This window comes from Mycobacterium marseillense (assembly GCF_010731675.1).
GTDB classification, from domain to species: domain Bacteria; phylum Actinomycetota; class Actinomycetes; order Mycobacteriales; family Mycobacteriaceae; genus Mycobacterium; species Mycobacterium marseillense.
This window is the reverse complement of the sequence record NZ_AP022584.1, coordinates 3,408,310-3,421,383: the sequence shown is the minus strand read 5'-3', so window position 1 is coordinate 3,421,383 and position 13,074 is coordinate 3,408,310. Positions and strand designations below refer to the sequence as shown.

General features: G+C 67.0%; 11 protein-coding genes. 7 read left to right on the top strand and 4 right to left on the bottom strand.

The window, feature by feature from the left end; genetic code table 11:
- The first annotated feature begins 181 nt into the window (after nucleotides 1-181).
- Nucleotides 182-502: a hypothetical protein gene (locus tag G6N26_RS15755; protein ID WP_139799184.1), complete on the top strand. Its 321-nt coding sequence runs from the start codon at nucleotides 182-184 to the stop codon at nucleotides 500-502.
- A 125-nt stretch (nucleotides 503-627) separates the two neighbouring features.
- Here G6N26_RS15755 and G6N26_RS15750 read toward each other — a convergent pair whose 3' ends face one another.
- The 3 genes from G6N26_RS15750 to G6N26_RS15740 all read right to left on the bottom strand — a co-directional run bounded on the left by G6N26_RS15750 (nucleotide 628) and on the right by G6N26_RS15740 (nucleotide 4,760).
- Nucleotides 628-2,838, bottom strand: a complete 2,211-nt coding sequence (locus G6N26_RS15750) for an acyl-CoA dehydrogenase (RefSeq protein ID WP_083019304.1) — start codon at nucleotides 2,836-2,838, stop codon at nucleotides 628-630.
- Between the two features lie 139 nt (nucleotides 2,839-2,977).
- Nucleotides 2,978-4,126, bottom strand: coding sequence for an alpha/beta hydrolase (locus G6N26_RS15745; protein ID WP_095577930.1), 1,149 nt, complete (start codon nucleotides 4,124-4,126; stop codon nucleotides 2,978-2,980).
- Nucleotides 4,110-4,760, bottom strand: a complete 651-nt coding sequence (locus G6N26_RS15740) for a TetR/AcrR family transcriptional regulator (protein WP_083019302.1) — start codon at nucleotides 4,758-4,760, stop codon at nucleotides 4,110-4,112. The genes G6N26_RS15745 and G6N26_RS15740 overlap by 17 nt, the downstream gene beginning before the upstream one ends.
- 96 nt (nucleotides 4,761-4,856) lie before the next feature.
- Here G6N26_RS15740 and G6N26_RS15735 point away from each other — a divergent pair, with 96 nt between their 5' ends.
- The 6 genes from G6N26_RS15735 to G6N26_RS15710 all read left to right on the top strand — a co-directional run bounded on the left by G6N26_RS15735 (nucleotide 4,857) and on the right by G6N26_RS15710 (nucleotide 12,406).
- The gene (locus tag G6N26_RS15735; protein ID WP_067165071.1) at nucleotides 4,857-5,438 is read left to right on the top strand and encodes a VOC family protein; all 582 of its coding nucleotides are present in this window, start codon (nucleotides 4,857-4,859) and stop codon (nucleotides 5,436-5,438) included.
- Between the two features lie 32 nt (nucleotides 5,439-5,470).
- Nucleotides 5,471-6,019 carry a hypothetical protein gene (locus G6N26_RS15730; RefSeq protein WP_067165068.1) on the top strand — a complete coding sequence of 183 codons (549 nt, stop codon included), beginning with the start codon at nucleotides 5,471-5,473 and terminating at the stop codon, nucleotides 6,017-6,019.
- A gap of 405 nt (nucleotides 6,020-6,424) precedes the next feature.
- Nucleotides 6,425-7,900, top strand: coding sequence for a condensation domain-containing protein (locus tag G6N26_RS15725; RefSeq protein ID WP_083019301.1), 1,476 nt, complete (start codon nucleotides 6,425-6,427; stop codon nucleotides 7,898-7,900).
- A 2-nt stretch (nucleotides 7,901-7,902) separates the two neighbouring features.
- Nucleotides 7,903-9,258 (top strand): hypothetical protein, encoded by a 1,356-nt coding sequence (locus G6N26_RS15720; RefSeq protein ID WP_083019300.1) that lies wholly within the window; start codon nucleotides 7,903-7,905, stop codon nucleotides 9,256-9,258.
- A gap of 296 nt (nucleotides 9,259-9,554) precedes the next feature.
- A complete protein-coding gene (locus G6N26_RS15715; RefSeq protein WP_083019299.1) occupies nucleotides 9,555-11,030 on the top strand; it encodes a condensation domain-containing protein in 1,476 nt (491 codons plus the stop codon).
- A gap of 2 nt (nucleotides 11,031-11,032) precedes the next feature.
- The gene (locus tag G6N26_RS15710; RefSeq protein WP_169925534.1) at nucleotides 11,033-12,406 is read left to right on the top strand and encodes a hypothetical protein; all 1,374 of its coding nucleotides are present in this window, start codon (nucleotides 11,033-11,035) and stop codon (nucleotides 12,404-12,406) included.
- Here G6N26_RS15710 and G6N26_RS15705 read toward each other — a convergent pair.
- Nucleotides 12,403-13,065, bottom strand: a complete 663-nt coding sequence (locus G6N26_RS15705; RefSeq protein WP_067165047.1) for a TetR/AcrR family transcriptional regulator — start codon at nucleotides 13,063-13,065, stop codon at nucleotides 12,403-12,405. The genes G6N26_RS15710 and G6N26_RS15705 overlap by 4 nt on opposite strands.
- Between the last annotated feature and the right edge of the window lie 9 nt (nucleotides 13,066-13,074).

The following is a 13,074-nucleotide window of genomic DNA, read 5'->3' as shown; positions in this document are numbered from 1 at the left end:
TCAGTATTGTCAGATAAATGAATTGCGGAAATTCGTATTGACGACGCGCAGTCTATTGCACGCATTCAGGACCATTGTTGCGCAATTCACACCCAAAATTGCCCGACTTCGCTTGTTTGCTTGGAAATGTCCGGTTAGCGTTTTAAGCATCGTCATCAAGTCTTTGGAAGGAGCGCTCTCGATGATCTCATCACCATCGTTACGCAGCGCGGCCGTAGGTGTTTTGGGTGCTGGGGCCGTGGCGGGCGCGCTGCTGTTCGGCGGCGCCCCCGTGGCTCAGGCCGCCCCCGGCCCGAGTCCCTCCACGGGTTTCTCCAGTTCCGGGCCGCACAGCGGACCGGGCCTCATCCCCGACCGCCCCGGCGGTCATGGCTGGGGCGGCCATGATGGTCGGGGACATGGCGGCTGGGGGAACGGCTGGGGCAACGGCTGGGGCAACGGCTGGGGCCACGGAGGTGGCTATTGGGCCCACCCCCAGCACTGGGTGAACTGGTGGTGGTGACCACCATCTCCGCGCGGTAGCCGGCCATCACGACACGCCAACCCTCGGGATGGACGGCCCGCGTATGGGGGGAACCATGCCGGCTTGACTCCGTCAGGCCGGCATGGCCCATTTCTGCGCCCGGTCTACGGATCGCGCGGTAGGCCCAACAACCTCTCGGCGATGATGTTCAGCTGCACCTCGGACGTTCCGCCGTAGATGGTGGTCGCGCGGCTGGCCAGCAGGTACTCGCCCCATTTGCCGGGCAGTTGCTCGGCGTCGCCGATCGCGGCGTCGGTGCCGAACGAGGAGACCGCGAATTCGGCGTAACCCTGGCCGGTGCGCATCGATAGCAGCTTGGAGATCGCCGCCGACGGCATCGCGTCCCCGCCGGCCAACGTGAGCAGGGTGGAACGCAGGTTCAACACCTTGGCCGCATGCCCCTCGGCGATGAGCTGACCGGCGCGGTGCTGCGCGACCTGATCGAACTGCCCGTCACGGACGAACTCGACGAACTGCGCCAGCGTGGCCAGGAAGTTCGCCTCGCTGCTGCCGATCGACACCCGCTCCGCGGTCAGCGTGTTGCGGCTGACCTCCCAGCCCCGGTTGACCTCGCCCAGGACGCAGTCGTCGGGCACGAACACGTCGTCGATGTAGACGGTGTTGAACATCGCGTTGCCGGTGAGCTCGCGCAGCGGCTTGACGTCGACGCCCTCGCTCTTCATGTCCAACAGGAAGTACGTGATGCCACTGTGTTTCGGCGCGCTCGGGTCCGTCCGCGCGAGCAGCGCCCCCCACTGCGAGAACTGTGCGGCGGTGGTCCAGATCTTCTGGCCGGTGATGCGCCAGCCCCCGTCGGTCCGGGTGGCTTTGGTGGTGAGACTGGCCAGATCCGAACCGGCTCCCGGCTCGGAAAACAGCTGACACCAGATCATTTCGCCGCGGAAGGTCGGCGGCAGGAATCGCTGCTTTTGGTCGTCGGTGCCGAACGCCACGATCGACGGGACGATCCAGGTGGCGATGCCGGTCTGTGGCCGCTTGACCCGCCCGGAGGCGAACTCCTGGGCGATGATGATCTGCTCCACCGGCCCGGCCGCCCGGCCCCACGGCTTGGGCAGATACGGCAACACCCAGCCACCCTCGGCGATGGCGACCTTGCGCTGCTCGCGCTCGATCTCCTTGAGCGCCACCACTTCAGCCCGGATCTCCGCCCGCAGCTTCTCGGTGTCGGGGTCGAGGTCGATGTCCACCGCGCGCATCCCGGTGGTGGTCGCGGTGTCGACCACCTTCTGTGGGTAGTCCGAGCTGCGGCCGAAGGAGGCGGCCAGCATCAGCGCCCGACGGTAGTAGACGCCTGCGTCGTGCTCCCAGGTGAAGCCGATCCCGCCGTGCACCTGGATGCAATCCTGCGCGCACCGTTGCGCGGCCGCCGGCGCCAGCGTCGCGGCCACGGCGGCAGCGAACTCGACGTGGGAACCCGCGGTGTCCCAACGGTTTTCGCGGGCCTCGTCGATCGCGCGGGCGGCATCCCACACCGCCGCGGTGGCCCGCTCGGTGTCGGCGATCATCTCGGCGCACTTGTGTTTGATGGCCTGGAATTGGCCGATCGGCCTGCCGAACTGCTCACGGATCTTGGCGTAGTCCGACGCGGTATCGGTCGCCCAGCGCGCCACACCGATCGCTTCGGCGGACAGCAGCGTCGTCATCAGCGCGTGCGCGGTGCCCATGCTCAGGTTGGTCAAGACGACGTCGTCGCCGACCTCGACGGCGTTGGCGCGCACGTCGGCGATGGGCCGCAGCGGGTCCAGGCTTTTCACCGGCTCGATCTCGAGCTGGTCGGCGCGCAGCACCACCCACGCCTCGCCGCTGTCGATCGCGACTGGAAGGACCAGCAGCGAGGCCTGCGCCGCGGCGGGCACCGCCCGGAGTTCGCCGCGGATCACCAGCGAATTGCCTTGCCGGGTCGCGGTCAGCGCGCAGCAATTCAGGCCGTAGGCGGCGATCTGGGCGCCGGATGCCAGCTCGGCGAGCACCTTCGCGTCCGGGTCGTGCGCGGAGATCAACGCGCTGGCGATCGCGGACGGCACGAACGGGCCCGGCACCGCGCCATAACCGAATTCGGCCAGCACGATGGCCAACTCGAGGATGCCGAAGCCCTGGCCGCCGACGGATTCGGCCAGATGAACGCCCTGCAGGCCCTGCTCGGCCGCGGCCTGCCAATACGGGGGAGGGTTCACTAGGTTTTCCGGAGCCGTCTCCATCGCCTCGTGCAGCGTCTCGGACGGCGCGACGCGCGCCACCAGCGATCGCACTGAATCGGCCAGTTCTTGATGCTCGGGATTTATCGCGATCGGCATTGGTCGCCTTCCGTTGCTGCAGGACGCCGTGTCGGCCAAGTACCTTCCAAGCTAACAACCAGTCGGTTGGTTGACGACATGGGCTCGTGGCGGTCGCAAGTGCGGGCGCGGCGGGTCGTCACGATCCGTTCGCTGAGTCTCAGCGCCATCGCTTGCCGATCCATCCGGCGATGGTGTCGGCCTGCTCGGTGCGGGCCCCGGGGGTGGTGAAGTAGTGATCGGTGTCCACCGATGCCTGCGTTTTGTCGGCGCCGGCAAGAGCGTCGAAGATGCGTTGCGCGTCAGAGGGAAAGACGCCGGTGTCGGCGTCGGCGTTGATCACGAGAGCGGGACAGCGGATCCGGGCCAGGTGCGGTTCGGCCCGGGTCTGGGCGACCCGCAGGCTCCACATGCTCAGCCAGTTGCGCAGCGTGCAGGCTGCCGCGATGCCGTGCGCCGAGCGGTTCGCCTTGGCCGGGACGCCCGCGTAGCACATGTTGGGCTGTCGCTTGGTCGGCTCGATGCCGGGATCGACCATGCGGGGATCGGCCCAGGTTCGCATCACCGAAAACGGGCGATCGGAAAACCCCGCCGCGCGAACGCGTTTGAGCTCGGATTCGGCCCAGTCGGTGATGGCGTGGTTGCGCGCGACCTGAGCGCGCCGGTAGCGGCCCAGGAACTCCGGGGCGTAGGGCGGGCCGTTGCGCCCGTCGAACAGGTCGAGGTCGGCGTCGGTGACGACGGGATCGTTCTCGTCGACGACGGCGGCGTCCATCCAGGCGGTGAGCACCTCGGGTCGGCCGGGATGCGCGGCGGTGGCCACGTAGCCGTCCGCGGGGGGCAACTCGGTCACCCCGGCCGCCGGGCGCATGCCGTCCAGCGGCGTCACGTTCGGTTCGACGGCCTGCGACTGGTAGGCGGCCATCAACGAACCGCCACCCGAGTTGCCCAGCAGCACAACGGTATCCACTCCCTGGACCTCGCGCAGCCAGCGAACCCCGACGCCGATGTCCACCAGCGCGTGGTCGAGCAGAAAGCTGCTCTCGAAGCCGCGGAACCTGGTGTTCCAGCCGAGGAATCCGATGCCGCGAGTGGCCATGTAGTCGGCGAGATAGTGTTCGGAGAAATCGATCTGGTAATGCGCGGCGATCATCGCCACCTTGGGCTTTCGCCCCACCCCCCGGTGATACAGCCCCTGGCAGGGGTGTCCGCCGGCGCCGGCGCGGCCGGCCGTGGGCGACGGCAGTCCGACGAACTCACGGATCACTCCGGCACCGGTACGACGAGTCAATTCAGTGGTCCCCCTCATCGGCGTAGATGGCCCGGTAATAGATGTTGGCCAAGGTTTGGATGCAGGCCTGGTCGTCGGGTTCCCCGGAACGCGCCGAACCGAGCTGGATGTAGCAGAACTGGTTGAACATCGCTACGATCGCCTCGGCGATCAGCTGCGGGTCGTCGTCGCGGCAACGGCCCTCGGCCTGCGCGCGGCGGACCGACTCGGCAATGAAAGAGATTGGGATCGAGCAGATTTCGGCCCAGTACTGGGCGAAGTCGTTGTTGACCATCGCCAGCTGTGACACGCTGATCACCTCGGCGAGCCGGTGGCGGTAGGTGTGCCAGTGCGCGGCGGCCGCCCCGTACGCGCGCTCACGATCGGTCAACCCGTGTTGGGTCACAGACATTGCGCGCTCGTTGGCCTCGTCGCGGAAGCGCAGCGCCCACTGGCGCACCATCGCCTCTTTGGACTCGTAGTAGTTGTAGAACGACCCCGCCGAGCGGCCGGCCTCCGCGGCGATGTCGGCGATGGTCGTGGCCAGCACGCCTTTGCGCGCGATGACGGTCCGCGCGGCCAGATCGATCGCGGCCTGCGTCCGCCTGCCGCGGCGCGTGGGCAGTTCCGCAGGCGGCCCGCTCCGCTGCGCAGGGGATGCCGCGGTGGACACCTACGCACCTCCCTGGGCCAAAACTAAATCTGATGTTAGATTCAGATTCGGATCTTGGCCAGGCTCGTCGAGCCGGGAACCGAGGGGAGCCGCACGATGATCAAGCCGCACAACGCCAACGCGGAATTCGAACTCGGCGGGATCAACCATGTCGCGCTGGTGTGTGCCGACATGGCCAAAACCGTGGACTTTTACAGCAACATCCTCGGCATGCCGCTGATCAAATCGCTCGACCTGCCCGGCGGGGCGGGCCAGCACTTCTTCTTCGACGCCGGAAACGGCGACTGCGTCGCCTTCTTCTGGTTCGCCGACGCCCCCGACCGGGTGCCGGGCATTTCGTCGCCCGGCGCCATCCCGGGCATCGGCGACATCACCAGCGCGGTCAGCACGATGAACCACCTGGCCTTCCACGTGCCGGCCGAGAAGTTCGACGCCTACCGCCAGCAACTCAAGGACAAAGGCGTGCGGGTGGGCCCGGTGCTCAACCACGACGAAAGCCCCATGCAGGTCTCGGCGACCGTGCATCCCGGGGTCTATGTGCGCTCGTTCTACTTCCAGGACCCCGACGGCATCACCCTTGAGTTCGCCTGTTGGGTGAAGGAATTCGAAAGCGGCGACGCAAAGGCCGTGCCCAAGACCGCGGCAGACCGCCGCCCCCCGGTGGCCGCCGGTCGCTGACCGCGCCGCTGGCGAGCCGGAGAATGCTAGGTATGACCGACGGCATTTTGACCGACGAACAGATCGCGGCGCTGACGCCCGGGCAGCGGCGGGACCTCATCTCCCGGCTGGAGCGGCCCCTGGGCGACGTCATCGACCCGGACTTCCTGGACCGCGTGCGACGCGTGCGGCTGAGTTTGATGATCGGCGGCTCCATCGCGATGGTCCCCTGGCTGGCGTATTTGGCCGTGACCCTGCCCGAGAAGTACGTCGCCCACAACTGGCCGGTCACCTGGATCGGGTTCGACGTGCTGCTGGTCGCCTTCATGCTGACGACGGCCGCCCTCGGCTATCTGCGCCGTCAGTTGCTGGTGCTCGCCGCGTTCACCACCGGGGTGCTGCTGATCTGCGACGCGTGGTTCGACCTCATGACCGCCGGGCCCAAGGACGTGTGGCTATCGGTGATCACCGCCCTGCTGATCGAGGTGCCGCTGGCGATCTTCATGATCTTCAGCGCCATGCGGATCATGCGGCTCACTATGATGCGCTTGTGGCTGCTGCGTCCCGGGATGAAGCTCTGGGATCTGCCGCTGTTCCCGTGAGGCGGTTAGGGTTTGGCCCGAGCCAGGCTCGAAAGCCGAACAACTGTATCCCGAGTTGCAGACGTAGCGAGCCGAATCGGCGATAAATTGTCGCGAGTTGACCCTGCCGGGGGTCGTCGCGGCCGTCGAAGGAAGAAAGATTACTGCACCGCCGGCGATCTCGCGGCGGATTTCGAGTCTTCACAAAACCGCGAAATCTGCGCCTGCGTCAGCTAGCGTCCACAGCAGCGACATAGGGGGTATGAGCGGCGGGGTAGTCAGCCACCACAGGCGAAAGTCCGTCGGCAGATTTCAAGCGCGACACACACATCGACAGTCCTCGAAAAGCCAAGCGCCAAACGCACTTCCAGCGCCCCCCAGACCGCCCGTACCCGTCGTCGTCTCACAGCACAAGGACTTGAGGAAATGGTCGCACTCGGAAATATCAACGAATGGCACCCGCCGCACGGCCCGGTCACCATGTGGATGGCCGCGCCCGCCGCACGGGAAGCGGCCCGCGCCGCGCGGCGCGGCGGCCTGCCACCGAGTTACCAACAGAATCAACACCTCTGGGCCTCCTACCAAGGCAAGGCCATGAACCGGCAGCTGCCCCGCCTGATGATCGTCGCGTGGGACATCCCCGGCACCTGCGACATCCCGGCGATGACGGCGACGGTCAACGCCCACGTGCGTCGTCAGGACACCTATCACAACTGGTTTGAATACGATAACGGCACCTTTGTGCGCCGGGTGATCGACAATCCCGAAGCGATCGAGTTCGTTCCCGTGGCGCTCGGGAGCAAGACCGCGGAGCAGGTCCGCGCCCACGCCCTGACCACGACCCCGGACACACTCGAATGGGGCTGCTTCACGTACGGAATCGTCCAGCACGCCGACTATTTCACGTTCTATGCCAGCGTCGATCATTTGCACATCGACGGCTTGTCCGCGGCCCTCATCTTCCTCGACGTCCACCTGATGTATCAGGAACTCGCGCAGACCGGGCACCAGCCCGCCGGGCTGCCGGAGATCCGCAGCTATCGCGATTACGTTGCGCGCCAACGCGAGAAGGCCGCAACGTTGACGCTGTCGTCACCCGAGATCAAGGACTGGATCGAGTTCGCCCGCGACACCGACGGCGACTGGCCGAGTTTCCCGCTGCCCCTAGGTGACACATGGTCCAGCACCAAGGGCGACCTGCTGACGGTCGAGCTGATGAACGCGGACGACACGGAGTCTTTCGACGCCGCATGTGTGGCGGCCGGCGCCCGGTTCATCGGGGGAGTCCTGGCCTGCACGGGCCTGGCCGAGCACGAATTGACCGGCAAGAAGACCTATCACGGGTTCACGGCCAAGGACACCCGGACGCCGGGCGTCGACTCGATGACCGTGGGCTGGTTCGCCAGCCTGATCCCGATCACCGTGCCCACCGCCGGCGAAACGTTCGCCCAGGCGGCCAGGACGGCCCAGAAATCGTTCGACGACGCTCAGCGCCTGGCCGATGTGCCGGTCGAGCGGGTGCTGGAGCTGGCCACACCGGACGAACTGGGCATCAAATTGCCCACCCAGCTGCCGATGATGTTGTCGTTCCTCGATTTCCGCAAGATCCCGCTCAACGGGTTGTGGGCGGAGACGAAGTTCGGCACCTACGGCGACAGTCTGTCCCATGGCGGGGTGAACTTGTGGATCAACCGCCAAGCCGCGAACACCACGGTGACGATGTCGTTCCCGGACAACGCGATTGCGCGGGAGTCGATCCTGCGCTACATCGCGACGCTCATCCAGGTGTTCGGACGTGTCGCCACGCCCACCGCGGATGAGCCGATTGTGGTTGCGCCCCAGATGAACCCGGACGACACGTTCGCTCCGGCGCCGGACACGGACGACCACGAAGCGGCGTAGCGATGAATAACGTGCTGGACCTTGCCGACCAGACCCTCTTTCTCGGTGAGCGGGCGACCGGAGCCACCAGCCTGCTGCAGTGCGTCTGGGTGTACGACCGCGCCGTCGACATCGACGGGCTGCGGGAGTTCCACCGCCACCTCGGCCGGGGGCGCCTGTCGCGGCGGGTCGAGCGCTCCGCCCTGCCGTTCGGCCGTCACCGCTGGGTGGCCAGCGGCGGGTGCTCCTCCTTGGAGATCGTCGCGGCGCCGCGGGCGCGCGAGGACATCGACGCGTGGCTGGACGAGCAAGGCGAGAAGCGACCGGACGCCGAGCGCGGCCCCGGTTGGCACCTGGCGATGCTGCCGCTGAACGACGGCGGCGCGGTGGTGAGCCTGGTCACCACGCACTGCCTCACCGACGGCGTCGGGCTGTGCGAGGCCTTGGCCGACGCGGCACACGGACGCGGCGGCGAGACCCGCTGGCCCGCCGGTGGAGCCCGGCGGCGGTGGCGGGCCCTGCGTGAGGACGCACGTCAAACCGCGCACGACGCACGCGATGTCGGCCGCGCCATCGGCGCCGCGGCCCGAATGCTCCGGCGGGGCCGCGACGGTACGACGGCCGTCACCGCGCCGCACGGGAAGCGACCCGCCCGTCCCGCCGCGCCGGAGGCCCGCATCACCCTGCCGATGGAGATGCTCTTCGTCAGCGCCGACGACTGGGATGCGCGCGCAAACGCGTTGGGCGGCACCAGCAACGCGCTGCTCGCCGGATTGGCGGCCCACCTTGCCCAGCGGGTGGGACGGGTCGCCCCCGACGGGTCGGTCAACGTGGGCATGCCCGTCAACGAACGCGTCCCGGGCGACACGCGCGCCAACGCGGTCACGAACGTCGACGTCATGCTGGATCCCGCGGCGATCACCACGGACCTGCACGAGATCCGCGCCGCGATCAAGCACGCGCTGGTTCGCCATCACGAGGAGCCCGATGAGCGGTGGGCGTTGCTGCCGCTGGTCCCCCTGATCCCGAAGCCGGTGTTCCGGCGCTTGCTCAGCGTGGTCACCGGCGGGGCCGCCACCGTGGTGTCGTCCAATCTCGGCGCGCTCGACCCGGCGGCCAACCGACCGGACGGCACGGACGCCGACTATTTCGCGATGAAATCGGTCTATCCGGGCGTGACCGCGGCGACGATGCACCGCACCAACGGGGCGCTGGCGCTTCTGTCGGGACGGGTCCACGGCCGGGTCTTCGTCTCGGTCCTGGCCTACGAACTGGGTCGCACCAATTCGAATGAGGGTCTGCGCGAGGCGCTTTCGCAGACGCTGAGCGACTTTTCGCTAACCGCGACGACGGGCTGGCGCACCGTTTGCTCCGTGTGAGCGTGCGAGGGGCCCGCTAGTCGTGTGCGCGTGCTTGGTGAGGGCAGCGCGGGGCCGGCGCGTGATGTGACGATCCTCACAAATTGCCCCCTTATGTGACCTATGTCCACTAGCGTCACTTCGGCGACACAGGGGGCGCAGAGGGGCGCGGCAACATCAGTCCAACTTGCCAAGTCGTCGTAAAAGGTTCCAGCGAATGGAATTCATGCTGCGCGGGGGCCATAGACCGACGCCTTTTCGCTGCTCCCTTGCTGCGCAATAAATGTCCGTATCACGGGGAGGAACGACTTAAGAAAATGGTCGCACTCGGCAACATCAACGAATGGCAACCACCGCACGGTCCGCTTACCATGTGGACGCCCACGCAGGCAGCGCATCACGCGGCGCGCACCGCACGCAGATGTGAGATGAGTCCGAGTTATCAACAGAATCAACATCTTTGGGCTGCCAACGTCGGCAGAGCCATGAACAGGAACTTGCCGCGCCTGATGGTCGTGGCGTGGGACATCCCCGGCGCGTGCGACGTCCCGACGATGACCGCGGCGATCAACGCGCACGTCCGCCGTCACGACACCTACCACAATTGGTTCGAATTCGAGGACGGCTCCATCGTGCGTCGAGCGATCGACGACCCCACCGATATCGAACTCGTTCCGGTGTCGTTCGGGCGCATGAGCGCCGAGGAAGTGCGGGCCCACGTCTTGACGACGACCCCGGAAACACTCGAATGGGGTTGCTTCACATTCGGAATCGTCGAGCACGCCGACTATTTCACGTTCTACGCGAGTGTCGACCATCTGCACATCGACGGCTTGTCCGCCGGCCTGATCTTCGTTGACATCCATCTGACGTATCAGGAACTGTCCCAGGGCACGCATCGACATCAGCCCGAGCTCGCCGAGGTCAGGAGCTATCGCGACTACGTCGCGCGCCAGCGCGAGGCCGCGGCGGGCCTGACCCTGTCATCGCCTGAAATCAAGGACTGGATCGCGTTCGCGCGTGACACCGACGGCGCATGGCCGAGTTTCCCGCTGTCGCTGGGTGATACGTGGGCGAGCAGCGCGGGCGATTTCCTGACGGTCCAGTTGCTGGATGCCGGCGAGACGGAGTCTTTCGATGCCGCATGTGTGGCGGCCGGCGCCCGGTTCATCGGGGGAGTGCTGGCCTGCACCGCCTTGGCCGAACACGAATTGACGGGAAACGAGATCTACCGCGGCTTCACGGCCAAGGACACGCGGATGCCAGGCATCGAAACGATGACGCTGGGTTGGTTTGCCAGCCTGATTCCGGTTACCGTGCCAGCCACGGGCGTCTCATTCTGCGAGGCGGCCCAAGCAGCCCAGGAGTCTTTCGAAGCCGCGCGAGGTCTTGCTGAGGTGCCGTTTGAGAGAGTGTTGGAGTTGGCCACACCGGAACAGCTGGACATCAAGTTGCCGACGACTCTGCCGATGATGTTGTCCTTCCTCGATTTCCGGAAGATACCCCTCGCCGGATTGTGGGGGGAGACCAATTTCGGTACCTACGGCGACAATCTGTCCGCCGGCGGCATCAACATGTGGATCAACCGTCACGCTGAAAAAACCACGGTGACCATCTCCTTCCCCGACAACGAAGTCGCGCATGAGTCGGTGCGACGCTACGTCGCGACATTGATTGAGGTGTTCACGCAGGCCGCCAGAAGCGTCGGAGCCAACGCGGGTGTGATTGCACCCCAAGGAAGCCCGGATGTACTTCAGGACCGTGCGGACGAAGACGACACGGAGGCGGCCTAAAAATGAGCAACGTACTGGATCTGGCCGACCAGGCCCTCTTCCTGGGGGAGCGCGCGACGGGCACCACCAGCTTGGTGCAGTGTGTCTGGGTGTACAACCGGCCCGTCGACATCGGCGGTCTGAAACGGTTTCATGACCATCTGGGCAGGGGGCGCCTGGCCCGCCGAATCGAGCGGTCCCCCTTGCCGTTCGGCCGCCACCGCTGGGTATCGCCCGGCGAGCGGCCGGGCCTCGAAATCGCCGCGACGGCCCGGCCGCGGGCGGAGTTCGACACCTGGTGCGACGAGCAAGCAAACATGCGGCCGGATGCCGAGCATGGACCCGGATGGCACCTTGCGCTGCTGCCGTTCACCGACGGCGGAGCGGGGGTGAGCCTCGTCATCACGCATTGCCTCAGCGACGGCGTCGGGCTGTGCGAGGCGGTGGCGGACGCGGCGTGCGGACGCGACGACGCGATTCGCTGGCCCGCCGCGCAATCGCGACGGCGCTGGCGGGCGCTGCGCGAGGATGCACGGCAAACTGTACGTGACACAACGGATGTCGGCCGCGCGCTCGTCGCGGCGGCGCGACTGGGACGAGCGGATCGCCGCGGAGCCGGATCCGTCGCCCCACCCCCCGAAAAGCGAGGCGCGCCGGCAGCCGGACCGGACGACAGCCTCACGCTCCCCGCTGCGACGATCTTCATCAACGCCGACCAGTGGGACGACCGCGCTCGCGCCCTCGGGGGGACCGGCAATGCGCTGCTGGCGGGATTGGCGGCCCGGCTCGCCCAGCGAGTGGGACGCGTCGTCGCCGACGGCTCGGTAAATGTGGGGATGCCGGTCAATGAGCGCGCCCCGGGTGATACCCGCGCCAACGCGGTCACGAATGTCGACATCGTGGTCGACCCCGCGCTGGTGCCGGACCTGCGCGAGATCCGCGCCGCGATCAAGCAAGCGCTGGCCGGCCACCAGGATTCGCCCGACGAGCGGTGGGCACTGCTGCCGCTGGTTCCGTGGATCCCCAAGCGCGTCTTCCGGCGACTGATCAGCGTGGCCACCGGTAGTTCGAACGCTGTCGTGTCGTCCAACCTCGGTGCGATCGACTCGGCGGCCAATCGGCCAGACGGCACGGATGCCGACTATTTCGCGATGAAGTCCTTGTACCCGGGCGTGACCAGCTCGACGATGAAGCGCACCAACGGGGTGCTGGCGTTGTTGGCTGGACGGGCGCGCGGACAGGTCTTCGTCTCGTTCCTCTCCTACGAACCGGGGCGTCCCAACTCGAATGATGCGCTGATGCAGCATATTTCGAGCACTCTGAGCGACTTCTCGCTCACTGTCACGACGGATTTGGCACACGGTCTCCCCCCGCGTGAGTGCGTGAGGGGCCGCTAGGCTTCGGCACGTGTTTCGGTGAGCCGGTACAGGTTTGGCTCGGCGAGCTCGTCGAGCAGTGCGGCGAGGTGATCGACGAGCTCGCCGGGTTCGAGCCGGACCGCACCGGCCAGCCAGGCGCTGATGGTCTGCCCGACCCCGCCGACCACGAAGTGCGCGGCGGCCTTGATGCGATCATTTGCCGGCACCCGCAGCGCGTTGCCGACGTGCTGGCCGGACAACATCGCGAACAGGGCGCTGGACTCGGCGCGTTTGCGCACCACCACGGGATCGGCCAGCTGAGTGCTGAACAACAGGCGGCCCACGCGGGCGTCGTCGGTGATGGTCCGCACGATGTTGGCGATGCCGGCGCGGGTCTGCTCGTCGGCCGGCACGGCGGCGACCGCGGCCTGCGTGGTGGCGGCCAGCTCGGCGACCACCCAGTCGAAGACGCAGGAGACGAATTCGTCCTTGTCGGTGAAGCTCTCGTAGAAGTACCGGGCCGCCAGCCCGGCGCGACGGCACACGCCGCGTACGGTGACCGCCGAGAGGTCGGGCCGCTGATCGCCGAGCAGGTCCAGTCCCGCGCCGAGCAGCCGGTTGCGGCGGCTGGCCAGGCGCTCGGCGGCCTCGACGCCCCGATACGGGCGCGTGCTGGACGACTCGCTCATGCGGACCATCTTGACACT